Source organism: Veillonella sp. T11011-6 (genome assembly GCF_002959755.1).
Classification (GTDB): domain Bacteria; phylum Bacillota; class Negativicutes; order Veillonellales; family Veillonellaceae; genus Veillonella.
In genome coordinates this window covers 88,688-113,551 of the sequence record NZ_PPCW01000003.1, presented here as the reverse complement: position 1 = coordinate 113,551, position 24,864 = coordinate 88,688, and the positions used below count along the sequence as shown (strand labels likewise).

Here is a 24,864-nt window from a genome sequence, read left to right as displayed (position 1 = left end):
AAATCATAACCACCCGTAGAACGGGTGGTTTGCTCTGACCCTATAAGGGTCTTTCTCTAGTGGTGGCCCTCTAAAGAGGGCATTGAATGATCTGACAACCACTCTATTACCACTGGCTGCCCCCTACTCGGGGGCTTTTATTTTGCCTATTTTACTGGCTCACCCGTAAACGGGTCGGTGTATTCTTTAAAGTTTAATGTATCTTGCGCTATATCCTCTTGTAGTTGATTGCGAATATACTCTTTTATCGCTCCTTCATATCGTCCTACCGTATCCACATAATATCCTCTACACCAGAAATGTCTATTTCCATACTTATATTTTAAATTTGCGTGTTTATCGAATATCATGAGGCTACTTTTACTTTTTAAATATCCCATAAAACTCGATACGCTTAAATGTGGTGGTATCGTTACTAGCATATGAATATGATCCGGACAGCATTCCGCTTCTATAATCTCTACATTTTTCCTCTTACATAAATCTCGTAAGATTTTACCTACATCAGCTTTTATCCGACCATAAATTATTTGTCTTCTATACTTTGGAGCAAAAACAATATGATATTTACATCTCCATTTACTATGTGATAAGCTTTTTACGTCATTCATTGACATTGAACCTCCTATGTTGAAATGTTGTGGTTGCCAGACCAACTTCATTCTATCATTAGGAGGTTCTTTCCTTTTCTCTAAGAATTTTTACCGACCCCCAGTTTAACTGGGGGTTTAGTCATGCCTATTCGGCGTACAAACATAAAAAGAGCTAGTACATAAAATGTACTAGCTCCTTTTTTATAAACTATGAACAAGCTAAACTATTATAAATGATCATGAGGATAATGTACGCAAAAGCCCCTATAAGCCTACATCGACAACGCCATGATCATAAGTTTCTTCTACAGTTTCTTGTACAACCATATCACTGCGACGTACCTTATCAAGCATCTTAGAGCGAGCTGTTGTAATGGCACTTTCACTATGTTTACCACCACGCCAAGCAAACTTGGATGTACCGATTGTATATTTCAAAGTTGCATAAGGACCACTCAAATGATGAGACGCTGTTTTATAACCCGCATCAAGAGTAAGATGTGGTGTAATATGGAATTCTGCCCCCACTTTAAAGCCTTTAATAGCATCGCGTTTAGGTAATTTATAATACCCTACTTTTACAGCCTCTCTACCACGCCAGTTATAATAGTCTGCATAGACACGAGCCCATCTAGCATTTTTAAATGTTCGAGCATAGCCAATATCATAACCTCTAGCTACAGTATTTTCACTTAGAGCCCAGTGATTTTCATAATCAACCCTAGCATAATCATAAAGACTTTGATCAGGATCCATTCCATATGGATACAATCCTGTAGGATCATACCATGTATCAGTTCGCCCATGAAGGCCTATATATTTTCTTTCATTAGATCCTAAATTTTTATAAATATTGGCATGGAATTCATTAAGCCCTACCACATATTCTAAGCCACCACTAACACGTTTATATCCATTTTTAAATGCATGGTCATAGAATGCATTGACACCAACGTAAGCATGCTCACCTTTACTAAGGCGACGATACCCTACACCAACATTAGCATTTACACCTAAGGACTCTTCCTTATCTGTTTGCCCATTATATACCGTAAACGTCCCTGCAGGTCTAGCTGGAACCCAATAATTATTTAATTTATTAGAGGATATCTTTTCTCCACTGCGTCCAATACGACCTTGTACAAAGACAACACTTTTAGCATTTTCATCGTAATGGGTTATAGGTTGTAATGTCTCAATGTATAGCTTATTGAGTTCTGTAGACTTAGACTTATCAGATGTCCCAATAAGAGGGTACTTATCCCAAACTGTAAAATCATGGAAGTGATGACTACTCGACTCTTCAGACTTTTTCATACCAACGCCGACTACGATATCTGTGCGATCCATCCAGCTAGAACGAACGGCTTCATGCTTAGCCCCATTCACCTCTGCAGTAGAATCTGCAATACCTTGGCCATGTCCATTTTGTACATCTGCTGCAAAACCTGTAGCACTAAATGCACATGCTACAGCACCTAAAACCATTGCTTTTATCATTAATGTCTTGCTCATATAAATTACTTTCCTATTATTACATGTCTTATTTAATATCTATAATCTAAACTACAGTGGTATTATAAATGATCTATTGGCGCCAAATAATCGTATTCAATGTCATCAAAGGACTCTACAATCATGTCTTGACGACGTACCTTATTTAGCATTTTAGAGCGAGCTGTAGTAATCGTATCATCACTATGCTTACCACCCCAGAAGGCAAATTTAGATGTACCTAATGTATATTTAAGAGTACCATACATACCTTTCGACATATTATTAGCATTGTTATACCCAATATCTAAGGATATATGTGGCGTCAACTGTAATTCAGCACCGATTTTAATGCCTTTATAATGGTTAGCATTTCGTGTAGTAAACCACGGCACAGACCAATGACCTGGACGTCCCCAATTATATTCTTGTTTATGGCTAAATCCATTGCCGTTCCAACGATAACCATTTACATAGGCACGAGCCCAACGTGCATTTTTAAAGGACCTTACAATCCCTATTTCATAGCCATCTAACACGCCACCACCTACATAGGTATTATAATTTTCACTAGGGATGGTATTGTATGGGAATGTATCTGGATAGCCATTAGGATACAACCGTTTAGGATATGGATTACCGCCACCGCCTTTTACGAGTTCCTTATCACCAAGGCCTCTATACACATTGGCATACACTTCGTTGAGTCCATTCACATACTCTACACCACCGCTGATACGATTGTAATTTCCTGTGAAAGCACGATCTACAAAAGCGTTAACACCTACATAAGCATGTTCATGTTTACTAAGAATACGATAACCAGCACCTAAGCTACCAACCGTTCCTAACGACTCAGATGTTTTTTCATCTGTATTGATTTCCGTAAAAACATCAAATCCAAATGGTGACATTACAAGGTCTGGGGTAAAATAACCTCTTACCTCTTTAGAGGAGATTTTCTCACCACCACGTCCGATACGACCTTGTATGAACACAACACTCTTAGAATTTTCATCATAATGAGTAATAGGTTGCAATGTTTCTATATAGGCTTTAGTGATATTCCCGTAATCTGATTTTGTATTGTAAAAGTTATTATTATAATCACTAGGGAACATCCCCTTATGCGAATCAGATGTACCACCAGTTTGAACACCTACGGCAATATCTGTTCGATCTAACCAATTGGAACGAACTGCTTCATGCTTAGCCCCATTCACTTCTGTAGTAGAATCTGCAATACCTTGTCCATGTCCATTTTGTACGTCTGCTGCAAAACCTGTAGCACTAAATGCACATGCTACAGCACCTAAAACCATGGCTCTAAATACTAACTTGCTTATCATATATTACTGTCTCCCCACTAGCCTTTATAAGTGATCATAAGGTACTACCATCCAGAATTCTTCATAGGTATTACCTACTCGCATCGGACTGCGATCTACTTTATCTAACATTCTAGCCCGTGCATTGGTAATAGTATCATCACTATGCTTACCACCATGCCAAGCAAACTTGGATGTACCTAATGTGTATTTAACAAAACCATAGGCACCACTAGAGTTGTTATTATCTGATGTATACCCTACATCTAGAGAAACATGTGGTGTAAGTTGTAATGTAGTACCAGCTTGCCAGCCGTGGCTTTTACCAACATTAAGAGTTAAGGCAGGACCTTCACCATGTGTTGTGGCGCCTAAGCCATTCCAATGATAAGCACCTACATAAGCACGTGCCCAGCGAGCATTCTTAAAGGTGCGCGCATAGCTTACATCATATCCGGACAATGCTTTTTGAGACTTGTAAACTGTATAACCTGCAGTGCCACCATCTAACAAGAATTCAAAATAACCTTCATATAAAGGTACATTATAAGGTTCAGATTTTGTACTATTTAATCCTTTATAGATATTAGCGCGAACTTCGTTAAGGCCAGATACATATTCCAAGCCACCGCTGATACGGTTATATTTTTTCGAGAAGGAATGATCATAGAACGTATTCACACCTACATACGCATGTTCATGTTTACTGAGAATACGATAGCCTAATCCGACATTAGCAACAGCTCCCAATGATTTAGTATTGTGATGTTCTTCAGGTCTATACCGTTGTTCGCCTTTTTTAGTAACTGGATTGTATGGATACCAATATCCCCCATTGCCACCAGAGAAATAGCTAGCTTGATCCTCTTGTCCGCCTTTACCGATGCCACCTTGTACGAATAGAACTGATTTAGAGTTTTCATCATAATGGGTTAAGGGTTGTAATGTTTCTACCGAAACTTGAGTCCCCACATTTGATTGAGCTCCTACAGTAATATCTGTCCGATCCAACCAACTAGAACGAACCGCTTCATGCTTAGCCCCATTTACTTCTGTAGTAGAATCTGTAATACCTTGGCCATGTCCATTTTGTACATCTGCTGCAAAACCTATAGCACTAAACGCACATCCTATAGCCCCTAACACCAACGCCTTAATAATTATGTTTCTTCTCATGACTTATACGCTCCCCTCGTTTTGCATAAGAAATAAAACCACACTATACTGCCCGTTCTTCACGTTCATTTCATGGTTAATTCATCTTCATTATAGGTATGCTTGTTTCTATAGTCAATATAACGCCTTATAGTTAAACGACACTTAAAGATTCTCTAAATCATTATGTTACAAATTGATTTCTATTTTCAAGCATAAGAAAAAGACCACCCGCAAGCTGGGTGGTCTTTTTTCTGGGGAATGAAATTGTTATTTGAATAAAGGCAAGATTGCGTTTGCTAAACCAGTAAGTGCAGCCAAAATTGCTTTAACGATAGTTGCTACCATTGCTCTTCCTCCTTCTCATATAAGCACAATAACTAAACTAACTATAAACATCTTAAACTAGGATATTAAGTTTAATATGAAATGAGTAAATTTTTACACATTAATTTTTCATGAGGAAAATAAGAAGGTAGTAATTACTATAGATAGTTTTATGAGAAAGATAGCATGCAATGAATTCATAATTTTCTATAAAATTTTAATAGTTTATAAAACAATGTAATTATTGTACCTACTTCGAATCATAATATAATTACAATAATACCAACCAGTCAAAGCAAACCTATCAAAACAAAATAAAAACCCTTCTCTATTCCACCTTAGTCTGAAATTAACTAACGTGTTAGAGAAGGGTTTCTTATTTACAGATTATAGAGATTTAACAACCTCTGCACAGCGATGGCAAAGTGTAGGGTGTTCGCTATCTTTGCCTACTGTATCGCGGTGGATCCAGCAGCGTTCACATTTTTCAAGTTCAGATGGAGCAACTACTGTTGCAACGCCTGTTTCTTCGTCTTTTACAGCCTCTGCTGGAGCAGCGCCATTTACGATGTGAGCTTCGGATACGATAACGAGTTTAGCCAAGCCGTCTTTACCAAGAGCGTTCAATGCGTCGAATGCAGCGCCTTCAGCGTATACTGTAACGGATGCATCCAATGGGTGACCGATTGTTTTGTTTTGACGAGCCAATTCCAATGCTTTTTGTACGGATGTACGCAAGTCTAATAATTGGTTCCATTTATCAGCCAATTCTTGGTTGAAGTGTTCAGGATGACCTTGTGGCCAATCTTGAAGCATAACGGATTCAGGCATGCCTTCTTCTTTAGGCATGTATTTCCAAACTTCTTCTGCTGTGAAGGAAAGTACTGGAGATACCATTGCTACTAATGTTTTCAAGATTTCATACATAGCTGTTTGAGCAGAACGACGAGCTACGTTGTTTTTGCTTTCAGCATACATAGTATCTTTCATTACATCAAGGTAGATGGAGCTCAAGTCTACTGTACAGAAGTTATGAATTGCATGATACAACATGTGGAATTCATAGTTTTCATATGCTTCAGTAACCTTTTGACGTACTTCTTCTAAGCGCAACAATGCCCATTTATCGAATTCGGACATATCTGCGTAAGCCACTTTGTCAGTGTTTGGATTGAAGTCATCCAAGTTGCCTAATAAGAAGCGGAATGTATTACGGATCTTACGGTATACTTCGGATAATTGTTTTACGATGTCTTTGGACAAACGTACGTCTGCTTGGTAATCTGCGGAGGATACCCACAAACGCATAACGTCGGCGCCGTATACGTCGATGATGTCGCTTGGTGCTACTGTATTACCTACAGATTTAGACATTTTGCGACCTTCGCCGTCCACAACGAAACCGTGAGTCAATACGGAGTTGTATGGTGCTTTACCTGTTGTTGCTACTGCAGTTAACAAGGAAGAGTTGAACCAGCCGCGATGTTGGTCAGAACCTTCAAGGTACATAGCACATGGTACATCTAAACCGTTAACTTCAAGTACGCCAGCCCAAGAGGAACCAGAGTCGAACCATACGTCCATGATGTCTGTTTCTTTTTTGAACTCATCATGACCGCAATGAGGACATTTGAAACCTTCTGGCAATAATTCTTTTGCACTGTGAGCCCACCAAGCATCGGAGCCTTCTACAGCTACTTTTTCTTGTAATGCTTTGATAGTATCATCGTTGATGATGTGCTCGCCGCAGCTTTCACAATAGTAAATAGGAATTGGCACGCCCCAAATACGTTGACGGGAAATTACCCAGTCACCACGGTCGCGAACCATGTTGAAGATACGGTCATGGCCCCATTTAGGAATCCATTGTACTTGATTGTCGATCGCATCTAGAGCTTGTTGACGGTAACCATCTACAGAGGAGAACCATTGCTCTGTGGCACGGTAGATTACAGGGTTTTTACAACGCCAGCAGTGAGCGTATTGGTGACGCAAGCTAGATTTGTGAAGCAATGCATTGTTGTGCGCCAAGATTTTGATTACAGGCACTTCTGCATCGTGAATTTCTACGCCAGCCAATGGGAATTCAGTATCGCCATAACGGTTGTCATCTACTTGTTTAGTGTAGTTACCAGTTTCATTAACAAGGGATACTATAGGAAGTTCAGTTTTACCTTCCTTGTTATAACGCATAACGATGTTAAAGTCGTCTTCACCGTGTGCAGGAGCTGTATGTACGCAACCAGTACCTGCTTCAAGTGTTACATGATCGCCACACAATACAGTGGATGTGCGTTCTACGAATGGATGTTTGAATTCAGCCAATTCTAAGTCTGCGCCAGAGAAACGATTTACGATTTCGTAGTCTTCGATGCCGATATCTTTCATAGCTGCATCAACGAGTTCAGTGGCCATCAAGTAGTATTCGTCGCCTACTTTTACCCAGCCATATTCAAGGTCAGGATTAACGGAAATAGCTACGTTGGCAGGCATTGTCCAAGGAGTAGTTGTCCAAATAACAGAATATGCTTGTTTTGGATCTACGCCAGCTGGCAATGTCACCTTTTTCTCAGACACGTAAGGGAATTTTACGTAGATGGAGAAGGATTTTTTCTCAGCGTATTCGATTTCTGCTTCTGCCAATGCAGTTTCGCAGTGCGTACACCAGTATACAGTTTTAAGACCTTTGTAGATATGGCCGCGTTTTGCCATTTCGCCGAAGATACCAAGTTGTTTTACTTCGAACTCAGGGCGCAATGTCAAATAAGGACGTTCCCATTCGCCTAATACACCAAAGCGAATGAAGTCTTGTTTTTGGTTTTCTACGCATTCTAATGCATATTCCTTACATTTGTTGCGCAAGTCCAATGGAGCCATTTCATGACGGTTAAGACCAGTGTTTTTAATAACCGCATGCTCGATTGGCAAACCATGTGTATCCCAACCAGGGATATAACGTGTATAGTGACCAGTCATAGTCTTGTATTTCATGATGATGTCCTTCAACGTTTTGTTGAGGGCATGACCGATGTGCAATTTACCGTTCGCATATGGAGGGCCATCATGCAAAATGAAAGGTTTTGCGTCTTTACGCAATTCCAAACGTTTTTGATAAATTTTGTTGTCTTCCCAGAACTTTAAGATTTCTGGTTCGCGCTTAGGCAAATTGCCGCGCATTGGGAATTCTGTTTCAGGCAAATGTAACGTCTTACCGTAATCCATGATGTGCTCCTTTTACATAAAAAAATCGCCCGTCCCCGAAGGGACGGACGTAATATCCGTGGTACCACCCTACTGACCTTCTGTGAAAGCTAGAATATTCCGAGCATACGAAATAACTAGGCTTCATTTTGTGAAAGCCACTTAGACATATAACGGTGTTCACCGGCAGGGTTCCTGCTTGCTCCAAAGTGATCCGCAAATCTCTAGATTTCCAAACCTTTCAGCCCATGAGTTTGGTCTCTACTAAATCCGTCTGAGACATGCCGTCTTTTTCAACGCAATATTCATATAATAGATAATTATAGGTCTCATTAGGGGGAATTGTCAACTGTATAGATAGTTTAAATTTATAGATGTAACACATAAAAATGCCACCTTTATTATGTTCCAATAAAGGTGGCATATTCATATAACTAAACTTTCTATTATAGTGCTAAAAAGGATATCCAAATATTAAGAACCCAAAGGCAGAGGCACACAATCATTGCTTTTTGGTCCATGCTTTCAGATGGTGTTTCTTTGAGGCCCGTACGAGCAGCTTCTTCAGCTGTAATTGTTTCATAGCTTGTTGGAGAACCATATTGGTTATCGCCTACATCACCCGGTTTAGCCAATAAATAGATGACATATACAAGACCGATGATTGGAACAAATGGAAGTAGCAAAAACCATCCAGATTTATTTATATCATGTAAACGACGAACTGCAATACCAGTATACGGTAAGAATACAGCACAAGTGTAAGCAAAGGATAATAAATTAAAGAGGGATCCCAAGAATGTATTACCAAAAATAAATCTTAATACACTAAATACAAAACCTATGACAACTGAAACCGCTACAAATCGCCAATATTCACTGCGGCTTGCTCTACCACTAAAATTAACAAAATTACCAACTACAGAGTGCTTGAAGTTATCAACATACGCCAAATTTTTAATGTTTAAATCAGTCATAATTCTCTCCTATAAAATGACAAATTGAAATTAATTTATTATACAACAAAACAGCCTCCTGCACCATGCAAGAGGCTGTTATTTGTATATGTATTTTATTTCTACATTGCACTAGTCATTAACAATCGATCTACTAGGAACCATAGCACAAAGATAGCACATAGTAGTCCTGCCGTAAGGCCTGTAGTAGGTGTCGCATCTATTAAGCCAATTTCATGGGCCATTTGTTTTGTTAGAACAACACGGCCTGTTGGTGATCCGAATCGATTGTCATGGCTTTCACCAGGAAGAGCCATTAATACTAACAATATAATTGTACCAATGACAGGAACAACACCAATAAACACAAGTCCGCCAGAACGGCCTTGATCGTGCAAGCGTCGTACTGCAACAGCTACGCCAGGAATGACCATAACAACGGACATAAGTACAAGAATAACTAGCCCGAAGCCTACGCCAACGGCACTAGAGAGCGGACTAATATAGCTCAAGAACGCACAGGTAAACAGAATGGCTACAAATAGCAATTGGTACATCAAAAAGAAATTCCAATATTCGCTACGGCTAGCACGGCCTTCAAAGTCAGCGTATTTATAAACAAAGCATTGTTTAAAGTTTTCAATCATGCCTAGACTATACTTATCTAACGAAATAGGTGCTTTGCGGATACGTCCACAGTTTGGACAGTATCGTTCACTTTTTAACACCTCATGTCCACAATATGGACAAGGTCTCATAATAAACTCCTTCCATCCACAGCAGGAAACAGTGAAGCTCATAAAGTCCTGTTGCTTTAACACATATAGTAACTTAGATATGTTTTGAAGTAATCATATCTATATTTTTGAATTCATCTTGATTTCATTTTACTACAAAGTGTTATATTGTCTATAAAGGAGTTGTTAAACTTTTATAAAATAAAATAATAAGTATGCTATTTGATACAGGTTATTACTATATATAGCCATTGGCATTAATGCCATACCATAATATATCACCGATAGTATCACCAAAGACGATGGATTGAAGAACAAAGATGGTAATACCCATAATCCAGTCTTGTTTTCGAGATGGAGTTTCTTCGAGACCCGTGGATTGACTTATACTAGTAGTAATAGGAATATAGGCAGTTCTTTCACCGTAACCATTCTCCCCTTCATCGCCACGTTTCAATTCATAGGTTAAGAATATAAATAACCCAATAATTGGAATAAAGGAAATTATCTGGGTCCAGCCACTGCGCCCAATATCATGCATACGTCGCGTTGTGATGGCAATATTAGGAATCACGAAAAACAGAGTTACTAATAGAGTAATCGTGTCAATTATAGACTCAAAATTATAGAGACCCACACCTTTACAGAGGATCGCTACAACCCCTAGCACTCCTTGAACCATCATCATTCCAGCCATGAACCGCCAGTATTCACTACGGCTCGCACGACCTTTAAAATTAGCGTAGTTTTTGATGCCTAGCACGAAGGCATCGGTATAGTTTAAATCGTATACATTTACAGATGCCATACTAGTCCTCCTCAAACTCTTCAAAACCAACGATTTTCCAGCCGTTACCCACGTTATATAAACGTACTAACATAGATGGTTTTTTATCTACAAAGTCCACTCTATATCCGATATAATCCACCGTTACATCATCATCAACATCTTGAGACACATAATCCAATCGTATAGATTCTACAGCAGAACGTTGTTCCTTCGCCTTAGCTTGCTGCCAGAGATCAAAGGTACCATACCGTTCCATTTCACGACTGCTCAACTCACGATAGGCACTGTGATAGTCTCCGTTAACCAGCGCTTGGTAATACTCTTTTACAACTAGATAGCCTTCTGTTGTAGCAGAATCACTATTTAGTAAACGGTTTGCTTTTTTGGTAAAAGCCCCCTGCCCTAAATTACCAAAGGCTGTTTCTTCTACCATATAATTATGCCCCATCATAGAGGTCCCTACACTGCTAGCAATCCAACCTAAAACAAGGATAGCCACGATGAAGACACCCGAAACAGACCGATTTTTGCTTATGCTAGATTCTACAGATATCTGTTCATTAGTTACATTTACTTCTTGTGTTGAAGCCGACCGTTTACATAATAGGTAGAGCAAAACCAACCATCCAATAAAAGGAACAAAAATAAGAATCATCAATGTTGGATCATTATTGGAATCTCGTAACCGTCTTGCAACGAGCATAATGGTCGGCAATGTAAACAATACCGTCAATGCCGTCAATACGCCGCCCCCTAAGGATATGGCATATAAAAACCCATAAGGTATGAAGGTCGCAAGACCTGTTATGAATGTAACTAGACTGTATATAAAGGTCATAGCGCTTATGGTAAGCCAAAAGTCCGCTGTAGTTGTTCGTCCTTTACCATTTGCATAGTTTTCTACTAGCTCGCGATAGAGGATTTCATATACTCTCTGTTTCATAAAACTCCTACTATATTTAGATATGATACAAACTTAGATATTACTATTATACTATGCTTTTCCAAACCACAACTTTCATTTTTTATTCATTAATTTTCTCTATACTAATAATATATTTTTTACAACTAAAATTCGTGCAATTAAGTTTGTGTAGGAGATATACTTATGAACGCTAAATTGACTAAAATAGTAGCTATGGCCAGCTTGGCAGCATTCTTAACAGTAGGCATTGGTGCTAATGTGGCTCAAGCTAAAGATTACCACTTCAAAATTGGTGAAAACCATCGCATGGAAAAAAACGATGATGGTACAGTAGACAGCAGTGCTCATCCATGGTTCAAACCAGATCAAAAGAAACATAGAAAACACAAAATTTCTGAACGTGAAAAACATGATAAAAATGCCACTGCTAAACGCAGTGAACAACATCAACGTTCCGAATCTACAAATGGCTAATCATTCCCCTTTCATAACTGGTTATCCAGTCATATAACACATAACTAAACTAACTAACCTAAAAAGGACGTTATACACATGTATAACGTCCTTTTTAGTATGTATTGTATTATCTATTTTATTATGCGGTAGCTGTTATTATGCGTCAGCTTTTAGCACAGCTTGTTTCATAGATTGTACGTAGTCAAATAACGCTTGGTCAGCATGTTCACCGTGTTCTGCAACGATTTTAACGATAGCAGAGCCCACGATAGCACCGTCAGATACGCGCGCCATTGCTTCCGCTTGTTCTGGCTTAGAAATACCGAAGCCAACGGCTACAGGAATATCTGTATATTTGCGAATGGTTTCAACGATGGATTTAATATCCGTTTTGATTTCGCTACGCATGCCTGTAACCCCGAGGGAAGATACGCAGTATACAAAGCCTTCTGCGTCTTTTGCGATCATTTCAATGCGGTTTTCAGATGTAGGAGCAATCAAGGATACCACTTCAACACCATGTTTATTAGCAACGCTAGCGAGTTCACCTTTTTCTTCAAACGGCATATCTGGCACGATAACACCAGAGATACCAACCTCTTCGCAGAGGGTAAAGAATTTTTCACGACCGAATACATAGATTGGGTTCAAGTAGGTCATGAACACGAGTGGGATAGTCACTGCATCTTCACCTGTGCGCAAACGACGCACCATATCAAAGATATCGTGAATTTTTACGCCTGTAGATAATGCGCGTGTGCTCGCTTCTTGGATAACTGGACCTTCCGCTGTTGGATCAGAGAAGGGAATACCAATTTCTACCATGTCGGCGCCAGCTTTCACCATGACGCGAATATAACGTTCTGTATTCTCGATGCCATGATCACCAGCGCTGATAAACGGGATGAATGCCTTGCCCTTTGTGAAAGCGTCTTTAATTTTACTCATGAAGATCCACCCCTCTGTATTTCGCCATAGCCGCTACGTCTTTGTCACCGCGACCAGATAAACAAATAATAATGATATCGTCCTTGCTCATAGTAGGAGCAATTTTACGAGCATGTGCCACTGCATGAGCACTTTCAATAGCTGGAATAATGCCTTCTAAACGAGACAAGTATTCGAATGCATCCACCGCTTCATCATCCGTTACAGGTACGTATTCAGCACGACCGCTATCGTGCAAGTACGCATGTTCAGGACCGATGCCAGGGTAGTCAAGGCCTGCAGAGATAGAATATACTGGAGCAATTTGACCATCTTCGTCTTGGCAGAAGTAAGATTTCATGCCATGGAAGATACCCACAGAGCCTTTTGCGATTGTTGCTGCATGTTCCTCTGTATCAACACCACGACCAGCTGCTTCACAACCGATGAGGCGAACCCCTTCATCAGGAATGAAGTGATAGAACATGCCCATCGCATTGGAGCCACCGCCTACGCAAGCCATAACAGCTGTTGGCAATTTGCCTTCTGCTTCAAGGATTTGCTCACGCGCTTCGCGGCTGATGATGGATTGGAAATCGCGAACGATCATAGGGAATGGATGAGCACCCATAACAGAGCCCAATACATAGTGCGTATCAGACATACGGTTTGTCCATTCGCGCATCGCTTCGGATACAGCATCTTTTAATGTGCTTGTACCAGTTGTTACAGGATGCACCTTAGCGCCCAATAATTCCATGCGATATACGTTAAGTGCTTGACGTTCACAGTCCTCAGCGCCCATGTATACTTCGCATTCCATGCCCATCAACGCAGCGATAGTAGCCGTTGCCACACCATGTTGACCTGCACCAGTTTCAGCAATAACGCGAGTTTTACCCATCCGTTTTGCCAATAACATTTGACCGATTACATTGTTCAATTTATGAGACCCAGTATGGTTCAAATCTTCACGTTTCAAATAAATTTTGGCACCACCAAGGTCTTTTGTCATGCGATCTGCATAGTATAAAAGGGATGGACGACCTGTATATTTTTTATGTAAATCCTCAAGTTCGCGCACGAAATCAGGATCATCTTTGTATTTGTTGTATGCCTCTTCCAATTCGATGACTGCATTCATCAATGTTTCTGGCATAAATTGGCCACCGAAGGAGCCAAAATAACCATGTCTTTGTTCACTCATATAACTTACCTTTCCATATACCATTCCTGCTAGCACGCCTATATAGCGTTACTATTGGCATCGATTTCAACAATCGATGAATTCCATCGGATGTGTCTAAAATATTATTATATCTTAGATTTATGTATTTTCTATGATTACTCGCCTATAATAGACCTTATTCTCTCAACATTTAGTGAGCTATGGTTCTCACGATGTTTGTGAAAGCTTTAATCTTCTCATCGTCTTTCGCGCCATCTGTTTCAATGCCGCTACTAATATCTATGCCATAAGGGCGAACTGTGCGGATAGCACGTGCCACGTTAGTACTGTCGATACCACCTGCGAGCATAAAGGGACGTTCAAACTCATCTAAGCAAGACCAGTCGAATACTTCGCCCGTACCGCCGCGCTCGTCCTTGTGGTACGCATCAAATAATAGCATATCCGCACTGCTATCGATCCACGCCTCTGCATCTGCAGCACTGCGGATTTGAACAGCCTTCCAAACTTCTACATCCGTTTTCTCTTTGAGAGCTTGGATGAAAGCTTCATCTTCATCGCCGTGCAATTGCACCGCATCAAGATTGGCTTCTTTAGCAATTGTAACGAGGTTATCTAGTATTTCATTGACGAAGACACCTACCGTTTTAATAGCGTCAGAATTAGTATTTTCTTCAAAGATCTGCACGTTTTCTGATGCTTTAATCCCTACTGTTCCAGCTTGTACTGTATCATCATTGCATTGTGTTACATCTGTATCGTATTTATCTGCATATTGCTTATGTAGTTCTTCCACTAATGTTTTAGCTTGGTCTACCGTCACTTGCCGTTTACTTGGTGCGAATACAAGGCCCATGTAATCTGGTTTTGCCTCTACTACTGCAGGGATTGTTTCCACCTTAGAAATACCGCACATCTTAACCTTTGGTGTGTAGTATGTGGGCCCATAGAGATATGCCAACTTTTCAACCTTGTTAGGAGAACGCATAAACGTTTCCCCCATCAAGGCTACTCCAATATTGTTATCCCGCAACACTTGGATATCCTCTGGCGTTTCTAGACCGCTTTCAGATACAAAGATCACATCGTCTTGAACGAGATTGCGCAAGCGTACACTATTTTGTACATCTACAGTAAAGTCTTTCAAATTACGGTTGTTAACGCCAATAATACGGGCACCGCAATCAATAGCCATTTGTACTTCTTTTTCGTCATGAGCCTCAACCAAAGAAGATAAGCCAAGAGAGTCCGCTAACTTACGGAACTTGGTCAATGTTGGTACATCGAGGCATGCACAGATTAAGAGGATTGCACTAGCGCCCCATACCTTTGCTTGGTAGATTTGGTATTCATCGATAATGAAATCCTTGCGTAATACAGGAATTTTTACAGTGCTAGCAATTTCTTGTAAGTATTTTTTATCACCTTTAAAGAAGTCTGGCTCTGTCAGTACAGAAATGGCTGCTGCACCAGCAACCTCATATTCTTTGGCGATGTCTAAATACGGGAAGTGCTCTGCTATGATGCCTTTTGATGGAGATGCCTTCTTTACTTCACAAATGAAGTTAAAGTCTTGCTGACGAAGTGCTGCTTCAAAAGGAAATCCTGTATCCGATGGTAACGCTAAGGCCGCTACTTTCACAGCCTCAGGCGTGTCCACCTCTTTTTCTTTGGCCACTCGAACTTTAGTAGCCTCTACAATTTTATCTAAAATCAATGGTTATACCTCTTGTGTTGCTTTCACAAACTGTTCCATTGTAGCAAGCGCCTTGCCAGAGTCGATCATGTTTTTCGCCTCTTCAATGCCCTCTGCTAATGTAAGGCCCTCTTTTGCAAGGTAAATCGCCATACCAGCATTGAGAAGAACTGCGGTGCGTTTACCGCCTTGCTCACCACCGAGAACGCGGCGTGTAATCTCAGCATTTGCTGTTGCGTCGCCACCTTCAAGCTCAGTTTTATCAGCGTATTCGAAACCATAGTCCTTAGGATCGAATTCGTAGCTTGTGAAAGTACCATTATTAATTTCGCATACGTACGTTTTGTTGGTAGCTGTAATTTCATCAAGGCCATCGAAGCCGTGTACCACAGCACCGCGTTTAACGCCAAGATTAGCCAATACACGAGCCAATGGTTCTACCAAAGATTTATCGTACACGCCCATCAACTCCACAGTAGCACCTGCTGGGTTCGCCAATGGTCCAAGAATGTTGAATACAGTACGAACGCCTAACGCTTTACGTACAGGGCCTGCATATTTCATAGCTTGGTGGTATACAGGAGCAAACATGAAGCACATATTTGCTTTGTTGAGGACTGCCTCATTTTGTTCACCATTAAGCTCTAATTTAGCGCCTAATGCTTCGATTAAATCAGCAGCACCACATTTACTGGATACACTGCGGTTACCATGTTTTGCTACAGGAATACCTGCTGCAGAAATGATGAAACCAGATGTAGTAGAAATGTTGAACGTATTCGCTTCGTCCCCGCCAGTACCTACGATTTCTACAACAGTACCTTCATGAGGTACAGAACCTGCCTTCTCACGCATAACCTCAGCAAAGGCTGTAACCTCATCTACAGTAGGGCCTTTCGCTGCCAAAGCGCACAAGAAGCCAGCCATAGGAACCTCGGCTACCTCGCCGCTCATAATCTTGTTCATTGTATCTTTAGCAAGGTCGTAGGATAAATCTTGACCATGAGTTACTGCATATAATGCGTCTTTAATCATTTTATAGCTCCTTACTTGTTGTTCATTTTACTTCGGTTCAACGATAATAGGGCATATACCTGCGTTAATACTACATGTGATTCACGTGGACCTATGCCCTCCACTGGCCGGGTCTGACTACGGCCTACGGCCTTCGCAGGGCCAAAGTCGGGCCTAGAACCCCGTGAACTCACATAAACACTATGACATTTAATCTTTTATATGCCCTACTCACCGTCCCAATCGCAATAAAATGAACAACAATTCAATATCTCTCAAATGATCCTGCGCATTATATGGAGTAACGCACAGGTCATTTCTTTATAGAGGGTGGGAGTATAGAACGGCGTAGCCGTTCTCTTCCCTTATGATGATTTGCAATTTTTTATTTATGGTAATGATAGGACTGCATTTGGATCTAAATTAAGGTTTAGTCGAGATGGTGGTCATAAAACGACTTTGGCCCTATCCCGAAGGGATAGACCTGGCCAGTGGAGGCTTTAGGGCCACTAGCTCGACTACTAAGGTATTTAAAGCAAATGCCGGTCCACAGTACTACTTAGATAAGAAATTGCGGATCATTTGTTCCCCGTTCGGCGTCATGATAGATTCCGGATGGAATTGCACGCCATAGATTGGGTAGTCTTTGTGTTCTACGCTCATTACTTCGCCGTCGTCGGTAATGGATGTAACGATGAGTTCGCTTGGCATGGTTTCGTCAATAATCGCCAAGGAGTGGTAGCGTGCTACTTCAAATTGTTCAGGTACATCTTTAAGGATTTTGGATGGGTGCACTTGTTTGGCTACGCTTTGTTTGCCGTGCATAACTTGTTTTGCATAGGAAACGGTGCCACCGAATACTTCGCCGATGGCTTGGTGACCAAGGCATACGCCGAGGATTGGGAACTCACCTTTGCATTCGCGCAATAGATCTTCGTATACGCCCGCATCAGCTGGTCTGCCAGGTCCTGGTGAAAGTATCACGTAATCTGGTTTCAACGCGCGGATTTCTTCAACTGTTAATTCATCGCTGCGGATGACTTTAATATCTGGATCGATAGAGCCTACTAATTGGTATAAATTGAAGGAGAAGCTATCGTAATTATCTATAAGGAGTACCATTATTCTACCTCCTGTGCATCTGTAATTGCGGAAATCATGGATTGGCCTTTCATCAAAGTTTCATTGTATTCGCTTGCAGGTACGCTATCACGAACGATACCTGCACCAGCGCGAACATAAACCTTACCGCCTTTATTCATAGCCATACGGATGCCGATACATACGTCCATGTTACCAGAGAAGTCGATGTAACCTACAGCGCCGCCGTATACACCGCGCGGGCTTTTTTCTAGTTCGTGTAAGATTTCAATAGCGCGAATTTTAGGAGCCCCGGACAATGTGCCAGCTGGCAATGTAGCCCCGATAGCATCGAGAGCATCTTTACCGTCTTGAATGTCACCGCTTACAGTAGATGTAATGTGAATAACATGAGAGAAACGTTGCAACATATGTAACGCCTCTACTTGTACGGAACCGAATTTAGCAATTTTACCTAAATCGTTACGGCCAAGGTCAACGAGCATGTTATGTTCAGCCAACTCTTTCTCGTCGTTAATGAGTTTTTCTTCAATAGCGATGTCCTCTGCTTCGGTTTTACCGCGGCGCATAGTACCTGCAATTGGGAAGGTGTACATTTTACCATCCGTCAATTTTACCAATGTTTCTGGAGAGGCACCTGTAAGCTCTACATCGCCACCAGATAGGTAGAACATGTATGGAGATGGGTTCAACGTACGCAATACGCGGTATGCATTTAACAAGCTGCCATCGAACTCAGCTTCACGGCGGTTAGATACAACACATTGGAAGATATCCCCTTCCTTAATGTAATGCTGTGTCTTTTTAACAACTGCTTCAAACTCGTCCTTTGTAAATTCAGAAGTGAACTCTGTTTTAAGGATGCCTTTTGGAATGTCCGCCTCTTTGCCGTTTACTACGAGATCAGCTAATGCTTTAAGTTCAAGCTCAGCCTTGTTGTAGTTACGTTCCAAATCATTTGTGCTGATGTTAGCAATCAGGTAGATTTTGTTTTTGTAATGGTCGAATGCGATTACCTTATCGAAGAGCATAAGGTCTACATCGTTGACCATAGCAGGGTCATCATCTGGTGTTGGGAAATCGAGGGTTGGCTCGATATAGCGGATATATTCGCAAGCAAAGTAACCTACAAAGCCGCCTGTGAATGTTGGTAATTCTTCTAAGCGAGGGCTTTTATATTGGCTCAAAATATTGCGAATCTCTGCAGCTGGGTCTGAACAATCAAAGGTACGTGTTGTACCGTCTTTGATAGTCATTTGATGATTTTTGCAGAAGAGCTCAATCTTAGGATCATAGCCCAAGAAGGAGTAACGGCCCCAATGATTACTATTATCCGCACTTTCAAGCAAGTACGTATGACTGCTCACTTGTTTTAACGCTTTCAACACGCTAATCGGTGTGCGTACGTCGGATAAAATTTCCATATATACAGGCACGATATCGTAGCCCGGTGCGATAGCTTTCACACGGTCAAGACTAGGAAAAATCATGAGAACCTCCATCTGGCGTTGGCCAATAAAAAAACTCGCCCATGACAATATAACGTCAAGGACGAGTCTATAGTTCTATTTTTACAAGAGTATTAGAAAATACTTGTATTATGCTATAAATCGCGGTACCACCTTGTTTGAATGCAGCGCATTCCTCTTTCGCAGGATACTAACATATCCCTCACGACTAACGCTCGTGTGACGTCGCACCATACTAGGAATGAAATTCATTCTGTTCCATGCGCCCTCGGTGGTCCATTTAATAAGCTGCGTACTACGGGTTCTCAGCTAATCCCGCTCTCTGTGAGTGCATTTCCTATTTTTATCTCCACCTCATCGGTTTCTTTTAGGCGAGTATAAAATTATAATCTGATTATAATATTTCTATAGAATGAAAGTCAAGAAAAATCTCAACTTTCACCTTATCCTTACATTCGTTCATCACCTAATACCCATATATAATCCAATTACTGATTTCCCTAGTCCCCTCCAAATTCAGAATATTTATATTGTGTTCCTCTAAATACTAATAGTATACTGAAACTACATATGTTATCAGGTTTTACTGATTATTATGCGGAGGAGAGAGCATGAGTTTTTATTTCACTGATCAAATACAACAGTCTTTCAATAAAATATTCCACCAGTGTAATAAAGATATAGCTTGGGCGGGCAAAGCTGAGCTTGACGCACTTGTGAAACTTGACGAGGAAGGCCAAAAGATTCCTGGTATTGGCGATGTGTACGCTATTTTGGCACGCGTCTATTCTGGCCCTCAGTTCACCTGGATTGAAGCAGGCTTTCCTGAGGATGACACAAAGGCGTATAGTTATTTACATACGGCTATTCGCAAAGGCAGTGCCATCGCTATTTTACAAGCTATGCGTACCTCTGGTGCCCTCACGCCAACTATTGAAAAAGAGTTGCCTATGACGAAGGACCAAGCATTCCAGCGCGTCTATGAGGGCGCCCAAAAAGGTTGTTCCTACTGTGCCTACGCCATTGCCAATGTATTCCAATGGGGCGATTACCGCCTCTTGCCATCTGCACGAAAGATAGTTAATGAAGGTGAACCATCTGGTGTTGTCCATTTTTTAAAATCTTTATTTGTACAAGTAGATCAACGTAGATTGGCAAATAAAGTAACGGCCATTGCGCAGCAATGGTTACATAAATCTGCAGCGGCAGGTCTTGTCATTGCGTACCGCAACTTGCGCCTTACCTATGCCGAGCAAAATAATAGGGCAATGGAAGAACAAGTCATTTTTGAAGGGGCTGCAGCAGGTTTGCCACTCATGATGTATTTAGCAGGCGATATATGTAAGTCGCGTGGAGAGCATGAACGAGCTCTCGAGTATTTTGAGCGCGGCGCAGCCATGAATAATGGCCTGTGCTTGCGTGAAGCTGCTGAATATTATGCGAAACCAGGTGAGTCTCACAAAAGAATCCCTCAAGATATTCAAAAGGCCCTCAAATACTATGAACGTGCCGCTATAAGCCCAGATTATTTAGACTTTAATGACCACGCTTATGTTACAATGCAAGCCATCATTCTTCGTACATTGAACATCGATGGGCAATCCCAAGACTGGTCTCGCATTGCTCACTTATTGCAACATCCAGCTATTTACAGTCTCGATAGCCTTTGGCCATATCTCGCTTATGTATTTACGTTCAAAAAAGGTAATACCCCTGCCATAGAAACCGCCGTAGAGTGCGTTGATCAGTCTAGCAAATGTTACGATAGATACGGCAGTTATGACTATGCGGACCATCTATGGCAACTGGCAGCGGGCTATTGCTACGAAACTGGTGCCATTACCAAAAAGCCGGAGTTAGACCTAGCCGTTACCTTCTACGAGCATGCTCGTGAAAGCATCAACCGTCTCAACACAAGAACTGATAATTGTTTTGGTACTGGTGAACCGTTGGTAATTCCTGACGAAGCATCTGAACGATTAGACGCCTTTGAACTCGTTAACGGACATTATCAGTACAAAGAAGGTGTCACACAATCTTCTACAACGTGCAATCCTATGCCACCTGCTTGGCCGCAAAACTCTGTTGACGTCTTAGAAATCTTTGAGGACTCTACAACTGGTTGGCGCACGAATAAATACGACTGGAATTTCATTCAACGGGAATGGGATACACAAAAATATCTCAGCTTTATCATCTATGATAATCGCCAATCCATAGGAAACGTTATTCACGATGTGTACAGCATCGTTATGTTCCACAATGAAGATAAAAATGCTTGTACCATCTATCTATATGGCTATATTGACAATCCAACGGAACGCGATGAAACCTTGGAGCCTACGGTATACGAAATACGATACTTCAAGGAGATGTCCATTCCTGAAGGTCTCGCTTTAATTAAGGAATTCTATGATCATGCTACATTGCCTGTTATTGATGAAAGTTGGGAGAAAGAGTACAAAAACACTACGCCTCCTCGGGAATACGTATTAACTTGCGACAACGATATTTTCTACCTCAATCAATATGAATTTTCAAATCAAATGATTAAGGATGCCTTAGAAGGCGTAGCGAATGGTAAGTATGATATGATTTCGGTTCGCCCTTCTAGCATTGATGATCAATGCATTAGCTATTATATCGAGCGCAAAAAAGGTAAAAACTTACGCATTCAACTCTATGCCACTGTAGACGAGGACAACGAATATGTCTTCGAACGAGAATCTTGCAACTTAACCTCCATTAACTACTGGATTCAGGAATCTATAACAAGCAACAAACTACCGGATTTAAGTGATTGGGATGAAATAAAACAAAAATAAGAGTATTATTTTATTAAGAACATACTACGACTAAGAAAGGAGGAATACGTTGGAAACGTGGAAACGAACGGTATACATCAGTTTAGTCTGTGTATTCTGTACAGCCTTTGGTGTAAGTCAGCTAGCTCCAATCCTGCCTTTATACTTTCACGATTTAGGCGTCCAAACACCAGAAGCAATGTCCTTATGGTCTGGTTTAGCAACCGGTGCAACCTACATAATCGTTTGCTTAGCAGCACCATTTTGGGGGCGTGTGGCGGACAAAAAAGGTCGAAAAATTACATTAATACGATCTAGCTTTGGCATGGCCTTATGTAATGCTTTGATTGCCTTTCAAACAACCCCAGAGGGAGTCGTACTAATTCGTTTAATCCAAGGTCTTGTGAGTGGCTTTTACTCTGCATCAATCACCTTGATTGCGTCGGAAACTCCTATTGAACGAACAGGTTGGGCCTTAGGTTTATTAGCCTCTGCCAATCTTGCAGGTTCACTAATAGGGCCTTTATTGGGTGGATATATTGCAGATACAGTAGGCATTCGTAATGACTTCATCATCGTCGGTACGCTCATGGGTTTAGCTGGTGTGCTAGCTACTATATTCATCCATGAAAATTATGTACCAAAGCCTAATCCTGAAAAACTTTCCATCCGCAAGTTAAAAGAGCAAATACCAGAATTTAATAGCATTGTCGCATTATGTGTAGCCTCCTTTATCTACGCAATATGTATTATGTCCTTACAACCTGTTATCTCCGTATATATTAAAGGAATCGTTCCTAGCGACACAGAAAATCTCGCATTTATTGCAGGTGCCGTATTCTCCGCTATGGGTATTGCTCAACTTATGAGTAGCTCTCCACTAGGTAAATTAGTCGATAAAATTGGCCCCCGTAAAGTGTTAGTAGTCTCTCTTATCTATGTAGGGGTTTTAAATATCCCTCAAGCCTATGTTTCTGATGTATATCAACTTGCCATCATCAGATTCCTACAAGGTTTTGGTTTAGGTGGTATGCTTCCAGCTTTAAACACCTACCTATCTTCCAAAACACCTCGAGAATTTACAGGCCAAGTATTCTCCTATAATCAATCCTGTCTATTCTTTGGCTATTTCTTAGGATCTGTCGGCGGTGCTAGCCTTATGGCATGGCTAGGCTTTACTACACTATTCTGGGTTAGTGGTGGCTTATTTATTATTTCCGCTCTATGGATTGGTTTCAAACTAAAATAATAGAAATTTACAATATAAATAGAACCACATAACTCTACAATATAAAGAGAACCCCTTCATGATGTTAATCATAATGGGGTTCTTTTCTTATGCATTTTAAATTTAAAAGCTTTAAGCTGTTTAACTTTATATCATTATAGTTGCACAACTACATGTTATCTAATTATAGTAACAATAGCATAATCACTACTGTAGCAATAATACATGGTACAGCATTACGTTTTGCCATTTCCATAGGATTGATACCAGCAAGGCCGGCAATGATGATACCTGCACCTGCTACTGGACTCATACTACGACCGATACCAGCACCTAATTGGGCCATGGAGCCCAGTTGCATAATGCCATAGCCAAAGTCAGCTGCATGAGGTGTTACCGCACCGTTAAACGCAAGGGCTGCTGCATTACCAGAACCAGAAATAACAGCTAATAAGAATGGACCAAAGGCAGCACCGATTTGAGCAATTTGTTGAGAGTTCTTCATGCCATCAATGAGTGCACTTGTAAGGCCGATGTATTGCATACCTGCTGTAAAGCACGCTGCTGCAGCCATAAGACCAACTACATCGCACATGCCATCGCCAGTACCACGGAAGAATTTCTTAACTGCATCTGTTACATTAGGTCGTACTGCAATAATACCGATAGCCGTACCAATTAACATGGACACAGGAACGGAAATCTCTGGAATCACTGCTACTTGTTTACTACCAAGTACGAGTAATACAAGAGGAATGATTGGGATGATGGCATATAAGTAATTTACCTTGAATTCTTTGCCTTCTTCTTCGTTAGCATCTTTCAATACATACCCTGTATGTTCCTTCTTAACGATAGCTACGATATTGAGCAAGATCGCCGCTACTACAATGCCGATTATAGCTTGCATAGAGAAGCTAGCAATAACGGTCATTACGTCTTCACCGGCTAGTTGTGCTACTTGTGGGTTAAACATAAGGCCTGGGCTCAATGCACTACCCCAAGTTCCTAAGAAAATAGCAGAGCCTGCCATGGCAGGATGCACACCAGAGCGAATCAATGCAGGAATTAGCAATGCGCCCACAGCAGCTGCACAGCCTGCTGCAGTAGGCAACGCAATGTTGATCAAGAACGTAATAATAACAGCACCAGGGATGATGATTTTAGTCATCTTTTTAAGGCCTGCAGAGATGAAATATACCATGTGCTCTGTACATTTTGTATATTCCATAACATAACTAAAACCAAGTACTGTACAAATGGTTGGTACAAGACCTGGATTTGTAAGTTCTTTTACAAAGGCTGTCGTACCAGCACCAAGTTGCCCACCAATAAAGCACATTAATAAGCCCGATAGCAATAAAACGAGCCGTGTTTCAAACTGTTTAATAATGGCAATAAACGTCGCCACTACGATAACAATACCAGCAATAACCATATTCTCTCCAATCCGTGTACTTTCAACTTAAAACGG

At 41.0% G+C, this 24,864-nt stretch carries 19 protein-coding genes; 3 read left to right on the top strand and 16 right to left on the bottom strand.

The genetic code is table 11. From position 1 onward, the window contains the following. Positions 1-146 precede the first annotated feature (146 nt). From tnpA to VRHSUH10_RS04525, 9 genes are all read right to left on the bottom strand, one after another. The gene (gene tnpA, locus VRHSUH10_RS04565; RefSeq protein WP_038125930.1) at positions 147-611 is read right to left on the bottom strand and encodes an IS200/IS605 family transposase; all 465 of its coding nucleotides are present in this window, start codon (positions 609-611) and stop codon (positions 147-149) included. 246 nt (positions 612-857) lie between these two features. Beyond that, positions 858-2,108: an inverse autotransporter beta domain-containing protein gene (locus tag VRHSUH10_RS04560; protein ID WP_105089627.1), complete on the bottom strand. Its 1,251-nt coding sequence runs from the start codon at positions 2,106-2,108 to the stop codon at positions 858-860. 62 nt (positions 2,109-2,170) lie between these two features. After that, positions 2,171-3,436 carry an inverse autotransporter beta domain-containing protein gene (locus tag VRHSUH10_RS04555; protein ID WP_105089626.1) on the bottom strand — a complete coding sequence of 422 codons (1,266 nt, stop codon included), beginning with the start codon at positions 3,434-3,436 and terminating at the stop codon, positions 2,171-2,173. Positions 3,437-3,460: 24 nt separating this feature from the next. Next, positions 3,461-4,591: an inverse autotransporter beta domain-containing protein gene (locus tag VRHSUH10_RS04550; protein WP_105089625.1), complete on the bottom strand. Its 1,131-nt coding sequence runs from the start codon at positions 4,589-4,591 to the stop codon at positions 3,461-3,463. 693 nt (positions 4,592-5,284) lie between these two features. Further along, positions 5,285-8,119 (bottom strand): isoleucine--tRNA ligase, encoded by a 2,835-nt coding sequence (ileS, locus tag VRHSUH10_RS04545; protein WP_105089624.1) that lies wholly within the window; start codon positions 8,117-8,119, stop codon positions 5,285-5,287. 425 nt (positions 8,120-8,544) lie between these two features. Then, positions 8,545-9,075, bottom strand: a complete 531-nt coding sequence (locus tag VRHSUH10_RS04540) for a DUF805 domain-containing protein (protein ID WP_105089623.1) — start codon at positions 9,073-9,075, stop codon at positions 8,545-8,547. Positions 9,076-9,176: 101 nt separating this feature from the next. Next, positions 9,177-9,812, bottom strand: coding sequence for a DUF805 domain-containing protein (locus VRHSUH10_RS04535; protein ID WP_105089622.1), 636 nt, complete (start codon positions 9,810-9,812; stop codon positions 9,177-9,179). Between the two features lie 217 nt (positions 9,813-10,029). Further along, positions 10,030-10,599 (bottom strand): DUF805 domain-containing protein, encoded by a 570-nt coding sequence (locus VRHSUH10_RS04530; RefSeq protein WP_105089621.1) that lies wholly within the window; start codon positions 10,597-10,599, stop codon positions 10,030-10,032. Position 10,600: 1 nt separating this feature from the next. Further along, positions 10,601-11,524 carry a DUF805 domain-containing protein gene (locus VRHSUH10_RS04525; protein ID WP_105089620.1) on the bottom strand — a complete coding sequence of 308 codons (924 nt, stop codon included), beginning with the start codon at positions 11,522-11,524 and terminating at the stop codon, positions 10,601-10,603. Positions 11,525-11,689: 165 nt separating this feature from the next. Between VRHSUH10_RS04525 and VRHSUH10_RS04520 the strand changes: the two genes are divergently transcribed. Next, the gene (locus VRHSUH10_RS04520) at positions 11,690-11,980 is read left to right on the top strand and encodes a hypothetical protein (protein ID WP_105089619.1); all 291 of its coding nucleotides are present in this window, start codon (positions 11,690-11,692) and stop codon (positions 11,978-11,980) included. Between the two features lie 138 nt (positions 11,981-12,118). Here the strand turns inward: VRHSUH10_RS04520 and trpA are convergent, their stop codons facing one another. From trpA to VRHSUH10_RS04490, 6 genes are all read right to left on the bottom strand, one after another. Further along, positions 12,119-12,910 carry a tryptophan synthase subunit alpha gene (gene trpA, locus VRHSUH10_RS04515; RefSeq protein WP_105089618.1) on the bottom strand — a complete coding sequence of 264 codons (792 nt, stop codon included), beginning with the start codon at positions 12,908-12,910 and terminating at the stop codon, positions 12,119-12,121. Continuing rightward, entirely contained in the window at positions 12,903-14,096 is a 1,194-nt protein-coding gene (trpB, locus tag VRHSUH10_RS04510; RefSeq protein ID WP_105089617.1) for a tryptophan synthase subunit beta, read from the bottom strand. Before trpB ends, trpA begins: the two co-directional genes overlap by 8 nt. Before the next feature lie 172 nt (positions 14,097-14,268). Then, positions 14,269-15,795: an indole-3-glycerol phosphate synthase TrpC gene (gene trpC / locus VRHSUH10_RS09590; protein WP_105089616.1), complete on the bottom strand. Its 1,527-nt coding sequence runs from the start codon at positions 15,793-15,795 to the stop codon at positions 14,269-14,271. 3 nt (positions 15,796-15,798) lie between these two features. Then, a complete protein-coding gene (gene trpD / locus VRHSUH10_RS04500; RefSeq protein WP_105089615.1) occupies positions 15,799-16,809 on the bottom strand; it encodes an anthranilate phosphoribosyltransferase in 1,011 nt (336 codons plus the stop codon). Between the two features lie 534 nt (positions 16,810-17,343). Further along, positions 17,344-17,910, bottom strand: a complete 567-nt coding sequence (locus tag VRHSUH10_RS04495) for an aminodeoxychorismate/anthranilate synthase component II (RefSeq protein WP_105089614.1) — start codon at positions 17,908-17,910, stop codon at positions 17,344-17,346. Further along, positions 17,910-19,379 (bottom strand): anthranilate synthase component I family protein, encoded by a 1,470-nt coding sequence (locus VRHSUH10_RS04490; RefSeq protein WP_105089613.1) that lies wholly within the window; start codon positions 19,377-19,379, stop codon positions 17,910-17,912. The genes VRHSUH10_RS04495 and VRHSUH10_RS04490 overlap by 1 nt, the downstream gene beginning before the upstream one ends. Positions 19,380-19,969: 590 nt before the next feature. Here VRHSUH10_RS04490 and VRHSUH10_RS04485 point away from each other — a divergent pair. Together VRHSUH10_RS04485 and VRHSUH10_RS04480 are read left to right on the top strand one after the other, a co-directional pair. Next, positions 19,970-22,183, top strand: coding sequence for an SEL1-like repeat protein (locus VRHSUH10_RS04485; protein WP_105089612.1), 2,214 nt, complete (start codon positions 19,970-19,972; stop codon positions 22,181-22,183). Between the two features lie 49 nt (positions 22,184-22,232). Then, a complete protein-coding gene (locus VRHSUH10_RS04480) occupies positions 22,233-23,411 on the top strand; it encodes an MFS transporter (RefSeq protein WP_105089611.1) in 1,179 nt (392 codons plus the stop codon). 163 nt (positions 23,412-23,574) lie between these two features. On the opposite strand, the gene dcuC is transcribed toward VRHSUH10_RS04480, so the two are convergent. After that, on the bottom strand, positions 23,575-24,828 hold the full coding sequence (gene dcuC, locus VRHSUH10_RS04475) for a C4-dicarboxylate transporter DcuC (protein WP_105089610.1): 1,254 nt from the start codon (positions 24,826-24,828) through the stop codon (positions 23,575-23,577). Positions 24,829-24,864 lie beyond the last annotated feature (36 nt).

Coding starts and splice junctions, on each gene's coding strand:
- tnpA (WP_038125930.1), bottom strand. CDS start 611: ATGAATGACGTAAAAAGCTTATCACATAGTAAATGGAGATGTAAATAT.
- VRHSUH10_RS04560 (WP_105089627.1), bottom strand. CDS start 2,108: ATGAGCAAGACATTAATGATAAAAGCAATGGTTTTAGGTGCTGTAGCA.
- VRHSUH10_RS04555 (WP_105089626.1), bottom strand. CDS start 3,436: ATGATAAGCAAGTTAGTATTTAGAGCCATGGTTTTAGGTGCTGTAGCA.
- VRHSUH10_RS04550 (WP_105089625.1), bottom strand. CDS start 4,591: ATGAGAAGAAACATAATTATTAAGGCGTTGGTGTTAGGGGCTATAGGA.
- ileS (WP_105089624.1), bottom strand. CDS start 8,119: ATGGATTACGGTAAGACGTTACATTTGCCTGAAACAGAATTCCCAATG.
- VRHSUH10_RS04540 (WP_105089623.1), bottom strand. CDS start 9,075: ATGACTGATTTAAACATTAAAAATTTGGCGTATGTTGATAACTTCAAG.
- VRHSUH10_RS04535 (WP_105089622.1), bottom strand. CDS start 9,812: ATGAGACCTTGTCCATATTGTGGACATGAGGTGTTAAAAAGTGAACGA.
- VRHSUH10_RS04530 (WP_105089621.1), bottom strand. CDS start 10,599: ATGGCATCTGTAAATGTATACGATTTAAACTATACCGATGCCTTCGTG.
- VRHSUH10_RS04525 (WP_105089620.1), bottom strand. CDS start 11,524: ATGAAACAGAGAGTATATGAAATCCTCTATCGCGAGCTAGTAGAAAAC.
- VRHSUH10_RS04520 (WP_105089619.1), top strand. CDS start 11,690: ATGAACGCTAAATTGACTAAAATAGTAGCTATGGCCAGCTTGGCAGCA.
- trpA (WP_105089618.1), bottom strand. CDS start 12,910: ATGAGTAAAATTAAAGACGCTTTCACAAAGGGCAAGGCATTCATCCCG.
- trpB (WP_105089617.1), bottom strand. CDS start 14,096: ATGAGTGAACAAAGACATGGTTATTTTGGCTCCTTCGGTGGCCAATTT.
- trpD (WP_105089615.1), bottom strand. CDS start 16,809: ATGATTAAAGACGCATTATATGCAGTAACTCATGGTCAAGATTTATCC.
- VRHSUH10_RS04495 (WP_105089614.1), bottom strand. CDS start 17,910: ATGGTACTCCTTATAGATAATTACGATAGCTTCTCCTTCAATTTATAC.
- VRHSUH10_RS04490 (WP_105089613.1), bottom strand. CDS start 19,379: ATGATTTTTCCTAGTCTTGACCGTGTGAAAGCTATCGCACCGGGCTAC.
- VRHSUH10_RS04485 (WP_105089612.1), top strand. CDS start 19,970: ATGAGTTTTTATTTCACTGATCAAATACAACAGTCTTTCAATAAAATA.
- dcuC (WP_105089610.1), bottom strand. CDS start 24,828: ATGGTTATTGCTGGTATTGTTATCGTAGTGGCGACGTTTATTGCCATT.